Below are 19,063 nucleotides of genomic sequence, written 5' to 3'. Positions count from 1 at the left end.
ACCGACGGGCAGCCTCGTGCGTAGCCCGCCGCCCGACTGGTTAGGCTCGAATACGTGAGCAGGCTCCAGGTCGTCAGCGGCAAGGGTGGTACCGGTAAGACGACGGTCGCCGCCGCCCTCGCGCTCGCCCTCGCCACCGAGGGAAAGCGGACTCTCCTCGTCGAAGTGGAGGGGAGACAGGGCATCGCACAGCTCTTCGAGACAGAGGCGCTGCCGTACGAGGAGCGGAAAATCGCCGTCTCCTCCGGCGGTGGCGAGGTGTTCGCGCTGGCCATCGACGCCGAGCGGGCGCTCCTCGACTACCTCCACATGTTCTACAAACTGGGCTCGGCGGGCCGCGCGCTGCAGAAGCTCGGCGCGATCGACTTCGCGACGACCGTCGCGCCGGGCGTACGGGACGTACTGCTGACCGGCAAGGCATGCGAAGCCGTACGCCGCAAGACGAAGCAGGGCACCTACACGTACGACTACGTGGTGATGGACGCGCCGCCCACCGGCCGCATCACCCGCTTCCTGAACGTCAACGACGAAGTGGCGGGGCTGGCCAGGTTCGGCCCGATACACAATCAGGCCCAGGCCGTGATGCGTGTCCTCAAGTCACCGGAGACGGCCGTCCATCTGGTGACGCTGCTGGAGGAGATGCCGGTCCAGGAGACCGCGGACGGCGTCGCCGAACTCCGCGCCGCGGGCCTCCCGGTCGGCAAGGTGATCGTGAACATGGTCCGGCCGCACATCCTCGACGAGGAGGCGGTGCGCAGCGCCGCCGGGGACCGCCGTGCGGAGATCGCCAAGGCGCTCACGGCGGCCGGCGTCAGCGGCTCCGCGAAGCTCGTCACGCCGCTCCTGGAGCAGGCCAGGGACCACGCCCAGCGCGTCGAGCTGGAGCGCGAGCAGCGCGCCGCGCTGGACGGCCTGGGGCTGCCGTCGTACGAACTCCCCCTGCTGAGCGAGGGAGTCCACCTGGCCGGGCTCTACCAACTGGCGAAGGAACTCCGGAATCAAGAGGCTGCCTCATGACCCTGGACGTGTCGGCCCCGCTCGAGATCGACCCTCTCATCGACAACCCGGCCACCCGCATCATCGTGTGCTGCGGCGCCGGCGGTGTCGGCAAGACGACGACCGCTGCGGCTCTCGGCGTACGGGCGGCCGAGCGCGGCCGCAAGGTGGTCGTCCTGACCATCGACCCGGCCCGCAGGCTCGCCCAGTCCATGGGCATCGACTCCCTCGACAACATCCCGCGCCGGGTGAAGGGCATCGAGGGCGAGGGTGAACTGCACGCCATGATGCTGGACATGAAGCGGACCTTCGACGAGATCGTCGAGGCGCACGCGGACGGCGAGCGGTCCCGCGCGATCCTGGAGAACCCCTTCTACCAGTCCCTGTCGGCCGGTTTCGCGGGCACGCAGGAGTACATGGCGATGGAGAAACTGGGGCAGCTGCGCGCCCGCGACGAATGGGACCTGATCGTCGTCGACACCCCTCCGTCGCGCTCGGCGCTGGACTTCCTGGACGCGCCCAAGCGCCTCGGGTCGTTCCTGGACGGGAAGTTCATCAAGCTGCTGATGGCTCCGGCGAAGATGGGCGGCCGGGCCGGAATGAAGTTCCTGAATGTCGGCATGTCGATGATGACGGGGACGCTCGGCAAGCTGCTGGGCGGGCAACTCCTGCGTGACGTGCAGACCTTCGTGGCCGCGATGGACAGCATGTTCGGCGGCTTCCGCACCCGCGCGGACGCGACCTACCGGCTGCTGCAGGCTCCCGGCACGGCGTTCTTGGTGGTCGCGGCGCCCGAGCGGGACGCGCTGCGCGAGGCGGCGTACTTCGTGGAGCGGCTGGCGGCGGAGGAGATGCCGCTCGCCGGTCTGGTGCTGAACCGGGTCCACGGCAGCGGCGCCGCCCGGCTGTCGGCCGAGCGGGCACTTGCCGCCGCAGAAAATCTTGACGAGGGCCGCATTGTGGATCAGGAGCCCGGGAAGACTGGTGTTCGTGACGCCCCGGGCGCCTCTCCCGAATCCCCGCCCGTGCCGAAAATCACCGTGCAGCACACCCCCATGCAGAAAACCACCGTGCAGAAAACCACCGTGCAGAAAACCACCGTGCAGAAAACCACCGTGGAGCACAGTCCCGAGGACCATGAAGCTGCCCTTGACCATGACGGTCAAGGGGACCACACCACAGAGCTGCTGACCGCAGGGCTGCTGCGCCTGCACGCCGAACGGATGCAGGTGCTCGCGCGTGAACAGCGAACGCGCGACCGCTTCACCGCGCTCCACCCCGAGGTGGCGGTGGCCCAAGTGCCCGCTCTGCCCGGCGACGTACATGATCTCGCGGGGCTTCGGGCCATCGGCGACCGACTCGCGACCGACGGTCGTACCCCGGCCGGAGCTGCTTAACGCTTGTACGAGCTCTCCTACGAGCTAGCGCGGGTGGCTACCCAGCCGCCGCATATGTCTCGTATGTCTCGTCGTCATCGAGGCCCACGGGCAGAATGCCCGCGCTGCGCTCGTATTCCGTACGCGCGGTCTCCAGCAGTCTGCGCCAGGAGGTGACCGTGGGACGCCTGCGCAACAGTGCACGTCGTTCCCGCTCGGTCATTCCGCCCCACACGCCGAACTCGACGTGGTTGTCGAGCGCGTCGGCCAGGCATTCGGTCCGCACCGGGCATCCGGTGCACACCGCCTTGGCCCTGTTCTGCGCTGCCCCTTGTACGAACAGTTCATCCGGATCGGTAGTGCGGCAGGCTGCCTGCGCACTCCAGTCGGTTACCCAGCCCATGCCGGCGCCGTCCTCTCCCGAATCGAGGCTCCCCCACGGCGGTAGCGGCATATTCACCGCTACCAGTTGAGGACGTTACGGAAGGTGGGCACAGCGCAACACCCCCTTCGGGCCCAATCTTGAATGGCCCGAACGGACTATGCGTACGCGGCAGATCACCCAGGGGAGTGAGCCGAGGGCATACGTGACTATTCCGGCAATCCGGGACAGTTCAGTTGAGTCACAACGGACTTCGGATGACGCATGAGGCGGATTCGGACAGGGCTCTGCCGCGTTCGGATACAGCCGAAGTTCGGGGAGGCCTTGATACGAAACCGCACTGCTGTGACAGTTGAGAGCAGCTTAGGCCAAGGCCTATACGCGTGTCCGGCGAATGAGAACGTAGGCTGCCCCCATGCCAAAGAACCGCTCGGGCGGAGGTCTGACCGGGACCCAGCAGGCCGCCAAGTTCCTCGGTGTCAGCGTCCTCTCCGGAGCGGTGCTGGCAGGCATCGCCCTGCCCGCCGCCGGAGCGCTGGGACTCGCGGCCAAGGGAACGGTCCAGGGATTCGACGAAATCCCGGCCAACCTCAAGACTCCGCCGCTGAGTCAGCGCACCAGCATCCTTGACTCCAAGGGCGGCCAGATCGCCACGGTCTACTCGCGCGACCGCACGGTCGTCCCGCTCAAGGACATCTCGCCCTACATGCAGAAGGCGATCGTCGCGATCGAGGACTCGCGCTTCTACGAGCACGGGGCGATCGACCTCAAGGGTGTGCTGCGCGCGCTCAACCGCAACGCCCAGTCGGGTGGCGTATCGCAGGGCGCGTCCACCCTCACCCAGCAGTACGTGAAGAACGTCTTCGTCGAGGAGGCCGGCGACGACCCCGACAAGGTCGCCCAGGCCACCCAGCAGACGCTCGGCCGGAAGATCCAGGAACTCAAGTACGCGATCCAGGTCGAGGAAGAGCTCGGGAAGAAGAAGATCCTCGAGAACTACCTCAACATCACCTTCTTCGGCGAGCAGGCGTACGGCGTCGAGGCGGCGTCCCAGCGCTACTTCTCCAAGTCCGCCAAGAACCTGAAGGTGGAGGAGGCGGCGATGCTCGCCGGCATCGTCCAGTCCCCGAGCCGCTACGACCCGGTCAATGACAAGCAGGAGGCGACCAAGCGTCGCAACACCGTGCTGCAGCGCATGGCCGAGGTCCGCGATATCTCGCAGGCGGAGGCGGACCGGGCGAAAGCCACCCCGATCACCCTGAAGGTCAGCAAGCCCAAGAACGGCTGCATCACGGCCGTCAACGGCGCGGGCTTCTTCTGCGACTACGTACGCGAGGTGTTCCTCTCCAACCCGGTCTTCGGCAAGAACAAGGAGGACCGGGCCAAGGTCTGGAACCAGGGCGGTCTGACGATCAAGACGACGCTCGACCCGCAGGCGCAGAAGTCGGCACAGGAGTCGATCAAGAATCACGTCTACCAGACGGACAGCGTCGCCACCGCCGTAACGATGGTCCAGCCGGGCAGCGGCAAGATCATGGCCATGGGCCAGTCCCGGCCGTACGGCTTCGGCAAGACCGAGACCCAGATCAACTACTCGGTCAACAAGCAGCTGGGCGGCTCGAACTACGGCTTCCCGACGGGTTCGACATTCAAGCCGTTCGTGGCCGCGGCCGCCATAGAGCAGGGCAGGCCGCCGACACAGGTCTACCCGGCGCCGTACAAGATGCCCTATCCGGGGGTGCAGACCTGCAGCGGAAAGCCGTGGGTCAACACGGAGAACGCCGAAGTGCCGAACGAGAACAAGTCCGAGGTCGGCCCGTACGCGCTCAAGGAGGCGATGGCGAAGTCGGTCAACACCTACTTCGTGCAGATGATCGCCGACATCGGCATGTGCCCGGTCATGGAGATGACGAGCAAGATGGGCGTCGTGCAGGGCAACGGCGAGAAGCTGCCCGAGGTGCCCGCGATCTCCCTGGGATCCAAGGGCGTGTCGCCGCTGACCATGGCCAACGCGTACGCGACGTTCGCCAACCGCGGCACGTACTGCACCCCGACCGCCATCGAGTCCATCGCGACGGCCGACGGACAGAGCCTGCAGGTGCCGAAGAGCAGCTGCAACAAGGTCATGTCCGAGCGGACGGCCGACACGATAAACACGTTGCTGCGCGGAGTGATCGACTCCGGTACGGGTCAGCAGGCCGGTCTGCAGAGCCGCGACAACGCGGGCAAGACCGGCACCACGGACGCACGGAGGAACGCCTGGTTCGTCGGCTACACCCCGAACCTCTCCGGTGCGGTCTGGGTCGGCAGCCCCACGCAGCAGGTGAAGATGGAGAACATCACCATCGGCGGCGTGTGGCAGCAGAAGGTCTTCGGCGGTCAGGTCCCCGGACCGATCTGGCGGGACGCGATGCGAGGGGCTCTGGACGGGCAGTCCGCTCCGTCGTTCATCAGCGTGCCGATCCCGGACCAGCCGAAGGAGAACGGCAAGCCCGGCGGCAAGCCCGGCAACAAGCCCGGTGACAACCGCGGCCAGGGCAACGGCGGGCAGCAGCCGTGGCCCGGGATCTCGATCCCGCCGGACCTGCTCGGCGGGAACGACCGCGGCAAGGGGAACGGCGGCGCGAACGGCGGCTGGCCGAATCCCGGGTAGCCGGCGAATGTGAAGAGGGGCCCTGGTCGGATGCGACCGGGGCCCCTCCTTCGCGTAGGTGCGCGATCAGGCACTCGATCAGGCACTCGATCACTTACGCGATCATGAACTCCCTACGCACGCAATCAGTACGTGCGTGAGCGCGCTCAGCCCGCGAGGCGCTGCTTCACCGCTGCGGCCACCCGGCCGCCCTCGGCTCGGCCCGCCACCTTCGGGTTCACAATCTTCATGACGGCACCCATGGCACGCGGCCCCTCGGCGCCCGCGCCCTTCGCCTCCTCTACGGCTTGGGCGACGATCGCGCCCAGCTCGTCGTCGGTTAGCTGCTTCGGCAGGTACGCGTCGAGCAGCACGCCCTCCGCCTGCTCCCGCTCGGCCGACTCGGTCCGCCCGCCCTGGGCGAAGGCCTCGGCGGCCTCACGGCGCTTCTTCGCCTCCTTGGCGATCACCTTCTGCACCTCGTCGTCGGAGAGCTCGCGCGCCGTCTTGCCCGCGACCTCCTCCTTGGTGATCGCGGCGAGGGTCAGCCGGAGAGTGGAGGAGCGCAGTTCGTCGCGCGCCCTGATCGCCGCGGTGAGGTCTTCGTGCAGCTTGGACTTGAGCGTAGTCATAGCTTCTTCATAGCCTTTTCTCATGGAGGCGGTCAACGAAGATTCGCAGGTCAACAATGACTCGGAACGGCTCCGCGGGCTGGCCCGGACAGCCGGTTCACAGCGAGACAAGCGCAGTCGTACCGACTGGACAGGGAAACGGGCGGCGATCTACTGCCGGATTTCGCACATCAACGACGACGAATGATCACTCGCGCCAGAGCAGCTCCCGGCAAAAGTCGTTCCGCCGACCTTGAGTCCGGGGGCAAACGGGGGAACCGGATCAGCGATCAGATGATCCGATCGGAGCGGCCTACCATCACCTCTCATGGCCACAGTGATCTTGACCGTCGGGCTGGCGTTCATCGGCTACCTGGCGACCTGTCTCAACGGACTGCGACTGGCGCAGAGGCAGGCCCGACTGACGCGGGTCAGCTCATACCGTTCCCCGGCCGGGCGCTAAGGGAGTACACCCGCGACCGGTTCACCCAGCTGAAGAGCGAGCAGGCGAGGCTGCTGGGGCGCCGACGCGGGCGCTCAAACCGTCGACGCTGAAGCCGTCAGCTGCTTCGCGACCCGCGTCGAAGACGCTCATCAGCTTTGCGGCGACTCCGGGGCCGGCGGCTCAACCGGCGCCGGTGGTTAGTTCTGGTTGGGCTGGTCCTTGGGCTCGTTCTTCGTGTGGTCCTTGGGCTCGTTCTTGGGTTCGTTCTTGGGCTGGTCCTTGGGCTCGTTCTTCGGCTGCTCCTTCGGCTCGTCCTTGGGTTCGTCCTTGGGTTCGTTCTGCGGGTGGTCCTTCGGGTGGTCCTTGGGCTCGTCCTTCGGCTGCTCCTTGGGCTCGCTCTTCGATTGGTCCTTCGGCTGGTCCTTGGGCTCGTCCTTCGGCTGCTCCTTGGGCTCGCTCTTCGATTGGTCCTTCGGCTGGCCCTTGGGCTCGTCCTTCGGCTGCTCCTTGGGCTCGTTCTTGGGTTCGTTCTTCGGCTCGTCCTTGGGCTGCTCCTTCGGGTGGTCCTTGGGCTCGTCCTTCGGCTGCTCCTTGGGCTCGCTCTTCGATTGGTCCTTCGGCTGGCCCTTGGGCTCGTCCTTCGGCTCGTCCTTCGGGTGATCCTTCGGCTGGTCCTTCTTGCTGTCCTCGTCCTTCTTCTTGCCCTTCTCCGGGTACTCCTCTTCCTTCTTGTCCTGGTGCTCCTCTGTCGATTCAGGAGGAGGCAGGACAGGGAACGGCGTTCCGGCAGGCTGGCCCTTCGGGGCGGGAACCCTTGCGTCGCTCTTGCCCAGGAGGTCGCCGCTCGGACGCTGGAACCAGCCCTTGCGCTCCTCGTCGAACATCGTCACGGCCTTCATGGGCTTTTCGGCGGGTGTGACCGCAACGAGGTTGGAGGGCTGGAACGACGACCACTGCCTGCCGGTGTACTTCTGGTTGCTCTCGCCGGCAACGGGCGGAGTCAGGGGGTTGCCGCAGGCGCAGCGGACGCGCGGAACGCCGCGGTCGTCGACGAGGACGGCCGTGCCGGCCTGCAGGATGGCCTGATAGCTGGTCGCCGCGCCGCTCTTGTACCCGTGGTTCGTGACGCGTGTGTCCCAGACCAGCCGAGTCGGCGTCAGGGACCGCAGGTACTGGGGGATTTCGGACTGCCGGAGGTTGAGGGCTCCGGCGAAGGCCTGCCCTTCGTCGCCGTTCTCCGTGAGGAACTTGACCTGCTTCTCGACGTCACAGCTCGCGAGGTTCTGCGTACCGCCGTACAGCCCCGGGTGGGAACCATCGACGACGAGGGCGCCTGTGCCGCCGTCCGCGCCGGCCGATGACGTACCAGGGCTTGCGGACGAGGCTGCGGTGTCCTTGTCCTGGGTGACGGTCGACGGGGTGAACGGATCAGGGCCGGCCGCGGAGGGGGTCTGGAGGAAGACCTCCCCACCGCCCCTTTTCCCGCCGGGGATGGCGACCGTGAGGATCACCGCCATCGCGGCACCCACCACCATGGTGCCGACACCCATCAAGGTTCTCCGCGTCTGCCACCGGGCCGACAGTCCTCCACGGCGCCGACCTGGCTCATCCGGTCCGCCGGGCGGACCCGTGGACCCCGGTGGGGGCGGTGGCCCGGGTGGGGGCGATGGCCCGGGTGGGGGCGGAGGTACCGGCGTCTGCTCACCTGAGGGCAGGCCGGACAGCGGACCCGAGGGAGGGCCGGTGGGGCGCTCGGACGAAGGAGGCAGGGAACTCACGGCACTCTCCTCAACTGCATAGATGTCGCGGAAATAGAATTCTCATTCGCCTCCCTAAGGCACTGTCGCTCCATGTCCGGGAGGCGCTGATCATGCACCGGCTTTGTCAGAGCCCGCCTCTCGAGTAAGCCCCGGGCCCTGCCGTCGCGACACGTCACTACTTTTCGGGACTTGACAGAGAACAGCGTTCCCCATGGGTGGCCGTCACCGGACTGCGCGCATCGGCTGCGCATCACGAGCCAGGCCGATCAGCCGCGAGCAGGCACTCGCGGCCCTCGCCGCGCACGTCGAACCCTGCACGATCTGCCGCCCCGACCGAGACCTCGGCATGCTGTGACCCGCCACCCGCAGGTGCGGCGAAGTACACGCCCGCGCATTTCACGGCGGTGGGCCGCCGGACCCCGCATCCGTCATGCGGCCGACATACGGCTGCCGCTCGATGGCGATGACGGCGTCGCCTCCCGGCCATCGCCCGTTGACAGTCTGCCCACGTGCCGTCCATCCGCGTCCCCGTCGTCGACACCCGCCGCTGCCAATTGCTGGGGCTGGTGGGCTCGGCAGCCCTTGCCGCGGGCGGTGCGACCGCCGGAGCGCTGCCCGTACGGGAGGCTCTCGCGCCGGAGTCCGGCCGGGCGGCGGTCGGCCTGGCCGGCGCGTACTTCGGGCTCGTACTGCTGATCGCGGCCTGGGCCCTGCTGGGGCGTGCGGTCCGCGGTCCTGAACCACCGGACCGCCGCACGCTGCTGCTCACACTCGGACTGTGGGCGGCACCCCTGGTCGTGGCGCCACCGCTGTTCAGCAGGGATGTCTACAGCTATCTCGCCCAGGGCGCGATGGTCGACGCGCGGATCGATGTGTACGCGTACGGTCCCTCCCGGCTCGGCGGACCGCTGACCGACGAGGTGGCGCCGGTGTGGCGGCACACCCCGACCCCGTACGGCCCGGTCTTTCTCGCCTGCGCCAAGGCGATAGCCGACTTCTCCCGTACGGAGGTGTCCACCGGCGTGTTCGGCATGCGGCTGGTAGCGCTGCTCGGGGTCGCCGCGATGGTCGTCTGCCTGCCCGCGCTGGCCCGGCACTGCGGGGCGGAGCCGGCCGCCGCGCTCTGGCTCGGGGCGCTCAACCCGCTGGTGCTGCTGCATCTCGTCGGTGGCGCCCACAACGACGCGATCATGCTCGGCCTGCTGGGCGCCGGTCTGGTGGCCGCGCTGGGCCGCTGGCCGGTACTCGCCGTCGTACTGGTCACCCTCGCGGCCCTGGTAAAGGCGCCCGCCGCGCTGGGGCTGCTGGCCGTGGCCCTGCTCTGGGGCCGGCATCTCGGCGGCCGGGCGCGGAGGCTGAAAGCGGCGCTCGGGGTGCTCGGCGTGGCAGCGGTCACCACAGCCGCGGCGACGGCGCTGGCCGGCACGGGTTATGGGTGGATAGCCGCCCTGCACACCCCGGTATCGCCGCAGAACTGGTCACTCACCTCGTCACTGGGCCGGATGACCGGCGCCGTGCTGGAGAACGCCGGTAGCGGACTGGCCCAATTCGCCACTCCGGCGTGGCACTTGCTCGGCCTCGCCGCGACCGCAACCGCCGTACTGATCGCCTGGCGGCGCCATCTGCCGCGCCCGGTTTACGCACTCGGGCTGAGCCTGACGGCGGTGGCCGTTCTCGGGCCGGCGATCCGGCCCTGGTACGTGCTGTGGGGGCTGTTCCTGATAGCCGCCGGGCCCGACCGGCCGATGCGCCGGGCGGTCGCCGTTGCCAGCGCGGTATTGGCCCTCGCCGTACTGCCCAGTGGATTCGCGCCGGACCGGGCGCAGCTCGCGCTGGCGGCCGGCGGCGGGGTGCTGGCGGTGCTGATGCTGTGGTGCGCGTACCGGATCACGGAACGCACGGGGGCCGGGACCGGACCAGTGGGGAGTACGGCATGACGGGGGCGGGACCTGTGGGGAGTACGGCATGACGTGGCCGACGAGCACACGCGGACGGCTGCTGCTGGTGGTGGCGCTGGCGGCCGCGGCCGGACTCTTCCTCGCGACGGTCCCGCTGCACCGGGACTGGTTCGATCTCGGCGTCTACTACGGAGCCGTCGACAGCTGGCGCCATGGCGGGCGGATCTACGACTATCTGGTGCCGGGGACGCACTACGGCTTCACCTATCCGCCGTTCGCGGCGGTGTGCATGCTGCCGATGACGCTGGTCGACTGGCCGAGCGCGGTGGCGATCAGCGTGCTGCTCAATCTCGCCGCGGCGGCCGTCATCCTGTGCTGGTCGGCCGTGGCCGTCGTCCGCCGGCAGGGCTGGAGCCGCTGGTTCGCCTTCGCCGTCGCGGGCTGTCTGTTCGCGCTGCTGGAACCGGTCCGCGACACGTTCAGCTTCGGGCAGGTCAATCTTCTGCTGCTGGCGCTGGTGCTCTCGGACGCCTGGCTGCTGTCGGTGGCCGGAGAGCGGTTCACGGAACACGGTGACGGCGGGCGACTCACGGGCTACGGCAGAAGCGGGCGATTCACGGGCGTTGGCAGGCTCGCGGGCGTCGGTATCGGGCTCGCCGCCGCGATCAAGCTCACTCCGGCGGTCTTCATCGGCTATCTGCTGGTCACCCGGCGCTGGCGGGCCGCCGGCACCGCGGCAGCTGTCGCGACCGGCGCCACACTGCTCGCCGTGTGGGCGGCGCCCGGCGCGTCGCGGGTGTACTGGACCGAGGCGATGTGGGACACGGACCGTGTCGGTTCGCTGGCCTATGTCTCCAACCAGTCGTGGCAGGGAGTCCTGGCGCGGCTCTCGGAACCCGCGGCCCCCAGCCGTACGGTGTGGGCGCTCGGCGTGATCGTGCTCCTGTGCGTCTGGGCATGGCGGGCGCGCCAGGCTGTCGCGGCCGGCGACGAGCGGGCGGGCTTCGCGCTGACCGGCCTCGTAGCCTGTCTCATCAGCCCGGTCACCTGGGTCCACCATCTGGTCTGGCTGCTCCCGGCCCTCGCCGTGCTGATCGACTCCGGACTCCGCGCGGAGCCGGGCGATCCGAGACGCCGCCGGCTGCTGACATGGGCCGTCGCGATCTACGTCGTGCTGTGCAGCAGCGTCGTTTGGCTGTGGAGCTGGGACGCCACGGGTGTCGACGGCTTCCTGGGCAGCAACACGTACACCTGGATCTCGCTCGGCCTGCTGCTCGCCCTCCCCGTACGGGAAGCTGCGACGGAAGCGGCCGCCCGCCAACCGCTTCTCCTTGAAGGGTCTGCGACGATGGGCGCATGCGCGCACGCTTCGGAGTACCCCTGGGAATCACGGCAGTCGGCGCGGCCGGCCTCGCCTACGCCGCCGGCTTCGAGGCCCGCTCCTTCCGGCTCCGACGGCTGACGGTGCCGGTGCTGCCGCCGGGAATGCGGCCGCTGCGCGTACTCCAGCTCTCGGACATCCACATGGTGAGCGGTCAGCGCAAGAAACGTGCCTGGCTGCAGTCCCTCGCGGGCCTGCGCCCGGACTTCGTCGTCAACACCGGCGACAACCTCTCCGACCCTGACGGTGTGCCCGAGGTCGTGGACGCGCTCGGCCCGCTGATGGAATTCCCGGGCATCTATGTCTTCGGCTCCAACGACTACTACGGCCCCACGCTCCGCAATCCCGCCCGTTACCTTTTGGAGAAGGCCCAGGGCCGCCACGGCCTGAACGGCAACGCCCCGGCGGTCGGCGTGGTCCACAATCCGTGGGAGGACCTACGCGACGCGTTCGACGCGGCGGGCTGGGTGGGCCTGAGCAACACCCGCGGCCGGCTGAAGCTGGACGGCTACGAGCTGGCTTTCACCGGCCTCGACGACCCGCACATCAAGCGCGACCGCTACGAAGAGGTCGCGGGCGGCCCCGAGACCGGCGCCGATCTGTCGCTGGCCGTGGTCCACGCCCCGTATCTGCGCACGCTCGACGCTTTCGCAGCCGACGGCTACCCCCTGATCCTGGCGGGCCACACGCACGGCGGGCAGCTGTGCATCCCCTTCTACGGGGCGCTGGTCACCAACTGCGACCTCGACACGGACCGGGTGAAGGGCCTCTCCACGCACCGGGCCGACGGAAAGGTCTCGTACCTGCATGTCTCGGCGGGCTGCGGCACCAGTCGCTACACGCCGGTGCGGTTCGCGTGCCCACCGGAAGCGACGTTGCTGACGCTGACGGCGCGGGACTGAGGGTGCGCGGTTCGGGTGCGCGGTTCGGGTGCGCGGTTCGGGGGCGCCGGCAGGGGCACCGCCGGAGACGGCCGCAGAGCCTCGGCGGGACGTCGGCAGGGGCGTGAAAACCGGATTTCGCCTCCAGGCGCGGGTGGGCTAAAGTAATCGATGTCGCCGCGACAGCGGTGACATCGGGGTGTAGCGCAGCTTGGCAGCGCGCTTCGTTCGGGACGAAGAGGTCGTGGGTTCAAATCCCGCCACCCCGACAGAGAAACACCAGGTCAGGCCCAGTGCTTATACATCAGCACTGGGCCTGCCTCGTTCTCCAAGGGCTCTCTGGAGAAATCTTGGAGAAGATCTTGGAATCTGTCTCCAGATCAGCGTGCTGCTAGGGAGCTTTCAGCAACGCATCCAGAGCAGCCACGGGCGAGCCGAGACTCATCGCCCGGCGCGCGTCCAACGCCTCTTCCCACATCCCGGTGAGCGCGGTCATCAGCGCCTGCCGCATCCCCGGCGTGATGTGGTCATAGCGCGACTGGACGGAGCCGTCCTCATGGCCCATGCGTTCGTCCATGAGCTTTGGCGGGGTCCCCACTTCCCTCATCAGAGTCTTGTGCGTGTGGCGCAACCCATGCGGGGTCAGCCCCGGGGCGATCGGCACCCAGCACACCTCAGCCCGCTTGGAGGCTCCTCGCCCGCGTGCCGGGATGCCAGGCCACGGCTCAGCAACGACAGGCACCGGCCGCTCCTCCTGACTGCCCCGCCCGGGGTATCGCCCCGTCGCGGCCGGCCGAAAGAGCCATGTGGCGAAACCGGAGCGCCGCCAGTGAGCAGCCAACTCCCCCGATGCGGCGTTGCGGATGTACCCGAGATCGGCGATGGCCTCCAGCACCTTCAGGCGAGTCGGCTCCGCCACAGCGTCCGGGCGGTTGAGGACATTGGAGACGGTCCCGGTCGATACGCCGCAGCGGCGGGCCACGTCGACCAGCTTCGCCCCGGGCCGGCTCACGGACCCGTTGGCCGTTCCATGGCCCCGGAAGACGTATGCCAGTCCGTGGCACTCGCAAAACTTCGGTCTCGTCCGGGCGATGTGCCTGGCAAGCAGCGAGGCGAGGAAATCCGGAGTGTCGATGTCGCGGTAGGAGTCGTCCTTGGGCGGGCAGCGGTGCAGTTCGCCGGTGTCCAGTTCGTAGAGCTGCCACTCCACGCGGATGCTCTTCGGCCGGACGAACTCGGGCTCAAGGCCCACGATTTCGCCCCAGCGCATGCCGGTGTAGCCCTTGATGATGCCAGCAACGAACTCGTCGTCGCGGCCCGACAACAGCGCCATCCGCTCGACCAGCAGCAGGATGCCGAGTGCTGTCGTGACCGCCTTTTCCGGGCCACGGTTGCGTGAGCGACCAGCGCGCTTGCCTCGCCCACGGCGCTTGGTTGCCGGATTGGAGTCGCGCAACCCCTCGTCAACGGCGTCGGCGAGGATCAGGTGCAATGTCGCCCGCCATGTCTTGACGCTGGTTGCCGCGTAAGGGACAGCGCGTTCGTGCTTCTCCCAAGCAGCGATGTCGGTGCTCAGGATGTCGGCGACGGCGAAACCCTCGAACGCGGGGAGCAAGTGCTCTTCGATGTGCCGGCGGTAGTTCTGCATGGTGGACGCCGCCAAGTCCTGTGCGGCGTACCAACGGTTGACGTAGGCACCGAACGTGATCCGCTCAGGCGGCGCCTTCTTCGTTCCTGCCAGCAGCTTTGCTTCCTCGGCGTCTGCCGCCTTCTTCGCCGCTGCCTTGGTCCGGAAGCGGATGGCCTCGCCGTCGGCATCGCGGACAGTGGCGTACTTGCCGGGTGCGAGCTTGTACCGCCCGCGCCAGTAACTGCCGAGGTTCTCGGCGTAACCCACCTTGTTCTCCTATGAACGGACGTGCCGCCCGGCCGAAGGGCCGGGCGGCACACGGAATCAGGCTGCGCTGGACTGCGGTTGGCCGCCTCGCGCCCTGCGTGGGGTGCGTGCCTTCAGGGAGGTGACGGACGCCGCCGTTGTGGTCGCCCTGCGCCGTGGAGCTTGTTTTGCCGGCGCAGGAGCGACATGGCTTTCAGCGGGGCGGCTCTCGAAGATGCGCATGATCTCGGCGAAGTGCTCGGCCGTGAACCGGTAGCTCCCTGCGGGCTTGGTGAAGGGGATGCGTCCCCGGCGAGCTTGTTCCTTCACCCACCACTCCGAGCAGTGGAGGGCCTTGGCGATGTCGCTCGGGAGGTAGACAGGGGGGAGTGCCGGGGGTTCCAGTCGCGGAGCGGTGCTCATGTAGCGGTGACTCCTCACGAGGAAGCGGGATCCCGTGACAGAATTGACAGAACCTCGCCTGCAAGCCGTTGACCTGCGGTTTTTATGCTTTCTGGATCTTTGACAGAACTGAATTAATTGCTGACAGAACCTCGTCAGGGGAGGTTCTGTCACAGGACGCCCGGCGGTGCTGCCGGAGGTTCTGTCGAGTTTTAATTGAGTTCTGTCAAAACCGCGATCACGGTCGTTCGTGCAGGTCAACGGCTTGCGCGGGGGTTGTGTCAGTTCTGTCAGCGGTCTGGGGGTTCTGTCAGGCTCCGCGCGCGATGCGCGGGTGGGTCTCGTAGCGGGGCGACGGCGGCCGGCCGCCGCGACCGGTGCGCGGGGGCGGCGGCTGCTGGCGGATCCAGCCGTGCTCTTCGAGCAGGGCAAGGGCGGGGTCCAGGTCGCCGATGGCGGGGAAGTCGGCCCGGCGCAGCATCCGGAACAGCGCGCGCTTGGTGAACTGTGCGGGGTTGCTGGAGACGAGCTGTGCGAGGACGGTCACCGCGGATTCGTGGGCGGGGTCGGCGCTCATGACGCTGAACACGTCCAGCGCGTGCGCGGTGAAGTAGACGCCCAGTTCGGTAGCCGCGGCCATGGTGGACGCGTCGATGGGCTTGTGCCACCCGTCCTCTGGGTGAGCCGCGAGGTGCAGGAGTCCGGCGATGCGGGCCACGGCGCCGTCCCGCTTGGACGCCCATTTCACGATCGGCGCGAAACTCCCGTCCGGACCCAGCCGCGACTCGGTGACCTTCTGAAAGGCCAGAAGGACCGCGTCAGCTTCCGGGGTGAGCTGAATGAGGGCCGGGTCGGTCCAGTCCGCCAGGGCGAGCGTCAGGCCCGCCAGGTGCTTGGCGTAGGTGGCGGCCACAGGCTCGTCCAGCAGGGCGGGCGTCAGGCTGCGGGAGCCGACCAGGGACAGGGGCTTGGAGTAGAGGAACCGGGCGAGAAGCCCGCGCCCGTCAGCCCCGTCGATGCGGCTGAGAGCGTCCAGAACTTCCGGCTGCACCGCCATACCGATCGTGACCGCCGGCGAGTCGACGTGCTGAGCACTACGGCCCTGCCGGTTGACCCTGAGCATGTCCCCCGCGTGGCCCTTGAGGAACATGCCCATGTTGGGCTTGCCGGTGTAGCGGCCGGCGATGATGTCGAACAGCTCGCCCTCGGCGCTCAGGCAGGAGATGCGCCCGCCCTGCTCGTCCAGAAGCGTGCCGACGTTCTCCGGCGTCACGTCGTCCGCAACGAGCTGCGGTTCGGCGGGAACCGTCAACTTGTCCGCGTCCTGGGCCAGTTGGACGGCTTCAGCGGTCAGGGAGTCGCGGTGCTCGGGCTCCGCGTTTGACGCCTTCGCAGCGGCCTTCTCGGCTGCCGACTTGGCCAGCCTCGCCAAGGTCTCCGCCTCCGCCCTCACCGGCCCAGAGAGTTCAATCAGGGCCTTCTCCGCATCGAGCAGCGGCTTCACCATGAGATCGAACACGGCCGACTTACGGTTGCCAGGGGGCAGGGCGACGGCGGTGTAGATGTTCACGGGCTCACGCCAGTGACCGCGTACGCACACCTTGACCCGTCCGCCGGATGCCGTGGCGAGGACCGCCAGGGCCAGGCAACCGGCGAGGTCCGCCGGGGTCTGGGTCTCCTCGGCGACACCACGCACCATGCTGCCCAACCAGGCGGGCAAGACGTTCACGGGGAAGTCCGGGAGCGGCGGGCGGCTCCGGAGGGGTACAGGTTCATCCCAGGCGGGGCCGGTGATCTGCTCGGGTTCGATGTGCTCGAACCCTTCCCACAGATCCGCGTTCGTGTCGTTGCTCGTCATGCAGCGGCCCTGCCTTCCGACGTGGTGTTCAACAGCGGGCATGCGGTGCGGTGTTCGCCATGAGCGGCGACCAGTTGCAGGACAGCGGCACGGCCGATGGCCTGTCGCTCGTAGCCGCAGGTGCACCAAGAGCGGGCAGACGGGGTGACGCCCCAGGACGCCGGCGCGACGATGTGGAGCCAAGCCACGGGGCGACGCCCGTCGTCCCTGTGCGGGTCAGGGCCAACAGCAATGGGGACGCCTTCGGCGACGCCCTTCCGCTCGCCCACGGCCGGCCGTAGCGGGCCCTTTGCGGCGCCCTGAGGGAATTTCAGGATGGTTCGGGATGCTTTGTTCATGCCGTGCGCTCCACAGCCGTCTCAAAGCCGTTGGCGACCGCACGTCGGGCGTAGGCCTCCGGGACACCGACGGAGACGGCGGCGGCCACGATCCGCTCCCCCAGGTTCGCCAGTCCGCACGGCCCAGGGCATCCCGTGTGCTGTGCAGCCAGGAACCGGGCGACCCCGAACGCCTGCGAACTGGCGCCGGATTCGGTCCGTGCCTGCACGAGGGCGAGGCCGCGTTCAAGGCCGGTGAGGACGTAGCGCTCGTTGTGGCGGCAGCCGGTCGCAACCGTCCGGTCCCAGGTGGCCCGCTCGGGGGCAGAAGAGGCCACCTCCCCGCGGGCGGGGGTGGTGTCTTCCTTCACCGCGAGGGCGCGCACGGCCGACGGCAGGTCGACCATGCGACCGGCGCCGGATCCGAGCCAGCGGGCGTAGGCCATGGTGGACTTGATGTCGACGCCGGGGCGGACGGCGTTGGCGGACGACATGGCCCCGAGGTAGAGCCAGTGTTCGCCCCGGGTGGTGGGCACGGTCTGGGTGGCGGGCAGGTTCTCGCGGGCCCACGTGATCGCGTCGGCGTTGTCGAGGTCCACGACCGTCAGCCCGGCTCCGCCCGGGTAGTAGGCGACCGCGCTCGCGGCCGGCCATGCGCGGCGCCAGGGGGCGGAGTTGATGACTTCGGGGTCGGTGGTCGCGGCGGCCCACGCGTGGCAGGGCCCGGGGCAGGCGCACGGCCCCGGGGTCTTCATGTTGGGTCGGCCGCCACAGACGTTGTCGGCGCAGCGGCGGCAGTTGCCGAACGGCACCTTCCCTGCCCGCAGGGGCAGGACCGGGATGCCAGAGGCTGCGAGCCTCAGCGCGGTGCGGAGGTGCTCACTCATGCCGCCACCCGCGATGCGGCACGGGAGACGCGGAAGGCCCGGCCGATGTACTCGCTGTAGGCGGGCGGGATGGCCTCGGTCAGTTCCTCGCGCACGTTCGTCCACGTGATGCCCATCGCCTCTTGCAGCTCTGGGACGGTCGGTTTGCCGCCGCCGTTGCCGTACGGGGCGACGTAGGGGCCCTCGTGGAACTCGCCGTGGCGGTAGCCGCGCACCCGCCCCCGGTGGCGGAGGTGGTCAGGCTGATTGGCCGTGCAGCCGCCCAACTTAAAGTTGCGATGCCGAATGACGCCCAGGCCCCACATCTCGCCGCACAGCCAGAGGTCCTTGCGGATCTCAGCACGCCCGTTGGGCTGCTCGATGACGTACGGCAGACCGGTCTTGTCGAGCAGTTCGCGGGTGGGGGCCAGGAGGTCTTCGTGTGCGCCACCCCAACCCTTGGACTGGTTGGTGCCGATAGTCAGCGAGCACTTGGCCTGGCAGGGCGGGGACGCGTGCACGAACGCATACCGCTGGATCTCACCGGATGCGAGGCGCTCGAGGGCGTCGCCCTGGTGATAAGGGAAGGGGTAGTTGGGCCGGTGGGCGATGTCGATGCCGTCGACGTCGAATCCGGCCCGGTGGTAGCCCATGCCGGCGCCACCGGAGCACGAGTAGACATCGAGCAGTAACGGCCGCGGGCCGCCCGCTCGCCGGATGTCGGTGGGTTGGGTCATGCTGGATGTCTCCAGTTCTGTGATTGGTGCTGGATGCCGGGGTGACCGCGCTTCTTTGGCGAGATGGAGCGGTCACCCCGGGCGTCATTTCTTGGGGCGGGTGAGCTTGAACGTCAAGCCACCGACGCCGATGGGGCCTGCGGCGCTGGCGATGAGGGTCGCGGTGTGGATGGCGAACTCGAAGAGCGCGAGGATCGCGGCGACCGTGCCCGCAACCCCGATGGCGGTCGCGAGTCCGAGGCCGAGCGGCACCAGGTAGGTGTGCGCGTGCCGGGCAGCCGGGGCCGCGTGGACGACGATGACGATCGGCCTGCCTTCGCGTTCGGCCTGCCGGTAGATGTGGGCGGGTATGTGCGGGGCGATGGTTCCGGGCTCGGGTCCGGGCGGGTGATGGGTCACTGGTGGTGCCTCCGTTCATCTCGCGGTGTGGTGGTGCGGGAACGGGCAGGCCGGTCTCCACAGGTGTGGAAACCGGCCCGGAGTAGAGCCACTAGGGTCACGGGGCGTGACCGTAGTGGGGTGCGTCTAGTGGGTAGTGGGGCCCAATAGAGAAAACCGCTGCTGGCGCGTCTAGTGGGGTCTACTGGGGTGTTCTAGTGGGTAGTGGGGTGGTCTCCACTACCCACTAGCCAGTAGCTGTGCGTG

Annotated in this window: 18 protein-coding genes and 1 tRNA gene; 10 read left to right on the top strand and 9 right to left on the bottom strand. The window is 68.5% G+C overall.

The features are described from left to right. The first annotated feature begins 54 nt into the window (after positions 1-54). The gene (locus tag OG966_RS22525) at positions 55-1,017 is read left to right on the top strand and encodes an ArsA family ATPase (RefSeq protein WP_326651588.1); all 963 of its coding nucleotides are present in this window, start codon (positions 55-57) and stop codon (positions 1,015-1,017) included. Continuing rightward, positions 1,014-2,393: an ArsA family ATPase gene (locus tag OG966_RS22520; protein ID WP_326651587.1), complete on the top strand. Its 1,380-nt coding sequence runs from the start codon at positions 1,014-1,016 to the stop codon at positions 2,391-2,393. Before OG966_RS22525 ends, OG966_RS22520 begins: the two co-directional genes overlap by 4 nt. Positions 2,394-2,430: 37 nt before the next feature. On the opposite strand, the gene OG966_RS22515 is transcribed toward OG966_RS22520, so the two are convergent. Continuing rightward, entirely contained in the window at positions 2,431-2,775 is a 345-nt protein-coding gene (locus tag OG966_RS22515; protein ID WP_326651586.1) for a WhiB family transcriptional regulator, read from the bottom strand. Between the two features lie 394 nt (positions 2,776-3,169). Here OG966_RS22515 and OG966_RS22510 point away from each other — a divergent pair, with 394 nt between their 5' ends. After that, on the top strand, positions 3,170-5,407 hold the full coding sequence (locus OG966_RS22510) for a transglycosylase domain-containing protein (protein ID WP_326651585.1): 2,238 nt from the start codon (positions 3,170-3,172) through the stop codon (positions 5,405-5,407). Positions 5,408-5,553: 146 nt separating this feature from the next. Here OG966_RS22510 and OG966_RS22505 read toward each other — a convergent pair whose 3' ends face one another. Then, on the bottom strand, positions 5,554-6,018 hold the full coding sequence (locus OG966_RS22505; RefSeq protein WP_326651584.1) for a GatB/YqeY domain-containing protein: 465 nt from the start codon (positions 6,016-6,018) through the stop codon (positions 5,554-5,556). Positions 6,019-6,040: 22 nt separating this feature from the next. On the opposite strand from OG966_RS22505, the gene OG966_RS22500 reads away from it, so the two are divergent. Both OG966_RS22500 and OG966_RS22495 read left to right on the top strand, forming a co-directional pair. Then, complete coding sequence (locus OG966_RS22500; RefSeq protein ID WP_326651583.1) at positions 6,041-6,205, top strand: hypothetical protein; 165 nt, start codon at positions 6,041-6,043, stop codon at positions 6,203-6,205. Between the two features lie 120 nt (positions 6,206-6,325). Next, on the top strand, positions 6,326-6,460 hold the full coding sequence (locus OG966_RS22495; RefSeq protein ID WP_326651582.1) for a hypothetical protein: 135 nt from the start codon (positions 6,326-6,328) through the stop codon (positions 6,458-6,460). Positions 6,461-6,639: 179 nt separating this feature from the next. Here the strand turns inward: OG966_RS22495 and OG966_RS22490 are convergent, their stop codons facing one another. Next, entirely contained in the window at positions 6,640-7,992 is a 1,353-nt protein-coding gene (locus tag OG966_RS22490) for a DUF6777 domain-containing protein (RefSeq protein WP_326651581.1), read from the bottom strand. 421 nt (positions 7,993-8,413) lie between these two features. Between OG966_RS22490 and OG966_RS22485 the strand changes: the two genes are divergently transcribed. The 5 genes from OG966_RS22485 (at position 8,414) to OG966_RS22465 (ending at position 12,631) form a co-directional block, all read left to right on the top strand. Next, the gene (locus OG966_RS22485; protein ID WP_326651580.1) at positions 8,414-8,557 is read left to right on the top strand and encodes a DUF6233 domain-containing protein; all 144 of its coding nucleotides are present in this window, start codon (positions 8,414-8,416) and stop codon (positions 8,555-8,557) included. 154 nt (positions 8,558-8,711) lie between these two features. Next, positions 8,712-10,139 carry a polyprenol phosphomannose-dependent alpha 1,6 mannosyltransferase MptB gene (mptB, locus tag OG966_RS22480; RefSeq protein WP_442806742.1) on the top strand — a complete coding sequence of 476 codons (1,428 nt, stop codon included), beginning with the start codon at positions 8,712-8,714 and terminating at the stop codon, positions 10,137-10,139. Positions 10,140-10,167: 28 nt separating this feature from the next. After that, on the top strand, positions 10,168-11,562 hold the full coding sequence (locus tag OG966_RS22475; RefSeq protein WP_326651579.1) for a glycosyltransferase 87 family protein: 1,395 nt from the start codon (positions 10,168-10,170) through the stop codon (positions 11,560-11,562). Next, the gene (locus OG966_RS22470; RefSeq protein ID WP_326651578.1) at positions 11,457-12,383 is read left to right on the top strand and encodes a metallophosphoesterase; all 927 of its coding nucleotides are present in this window, start codon (positions 11,457-11,459) and stop codon (positions 12,381-12,383) included. The genes OG966_RS22475 and OG966_RS22470 overlap by 106 nt, the downstream gene beginning before the upstream one ends. A 174-nt stretch (positions 12,384-12,557) precedes the next feature. Then, positions 12,558-12,631, top strand: a tRNA-Pro gene (locus OG966_RS22465). Between the two features lie 122 nt (positions 12,632-12,753). Here the strand turns inward: OG966_RS22465 and OG966_RS22460 are convergent. From OG966_RS22460 to OG966_RS22435, 6 genes are all read right to left on the bottom strand, one after another. Beyond that, positions 12,754-14,259 carry a tyrosine-type recombinase/integrase gene (locus tag OG966_RS22460; protein ID WP_326651577.1) on the bottom strand — a complete coding sequence of 502 codons (1,506 nt, stop codon included), beginning with the start codon at positions 14,257-14,259 and terminating at the stop codon, positions 12,754-12,756. Between the two features lie 57 nt (positions 14,260-14,316). Then, entirely contained in the window at positions 14,317-14,661 is a 345-nt protein-coding gene (locus OG966_RS22455) for a DNA-binding protein (RefSeq protein WP_326651576.1), read from the bottom strand. A 289-nt stretch (positions 14,662-14,950) separates the two neighbouring features. Continuing rightward, on the bottom strand, positions 14,951-16,498 hold the full coding sequence (locus tag OG966_RS22450) for a YfjI family protein (RefSeq protein ID WP_326651575.1): 1,548 nt from the start codon (positions 16,496-16,498) through the stop codon (positions 14,951-14,953). 334 nt (positions 16,499-16,832) lie between these two features. Beyond that, positions 16,833-17,702: a bifunctional DNA primase/polymerase gene (locus OG966_RS22445; RefSeq protein WP_326651574.1), complete on the bottom strand. Its 870-nt coding sequence runs from the start codon at positions 17,700-17,702 to the stop codon at positions 16,833-16,835. After that, complete coding sequence (locus OG966_RS22440) at positions 17,699-18,418, bottom strand: DNA methylase (RefSeq protein WP_326651572.1); 720 nt, start codon at positions 18,416-18,418, stop codon at positions 17,699-17,701. Before OG966_RS22440 ends, OG966_RS22445 begins: the two co-directional genes overlap by 4 nt. A gap of 84 nt (positions 18,419-18,502) precedes the next feature. Next, on the bottom strand, positions 18,503-18,817 hold the full coding sequence (locus OG966_RS22435) for a hypothetical protein (RefSeq protein ID WP_326651571.1): 315 nt from the start codon (positions 18,815-18,817) through the stop codon (positions 18,503-18,505). Positions 18,818-19,063 lie beyond the last annotated feature (246 nt).

Origin of the sequence: Streptomyces sp. NBC_01750 (assembly GCF_035918095.1) — a bacterium.
Taxonomy (GTDB): Bacteria; Actinomycetota; Actinomycetes; order Streptomycetales; family Streptomycetaceae; genus Streptomyces.
The sequence above is the reverse complement of the archived record's forward strand: the minus strand, read 5'-3'. Positions and strand labels throughout refer to the sequence as shown.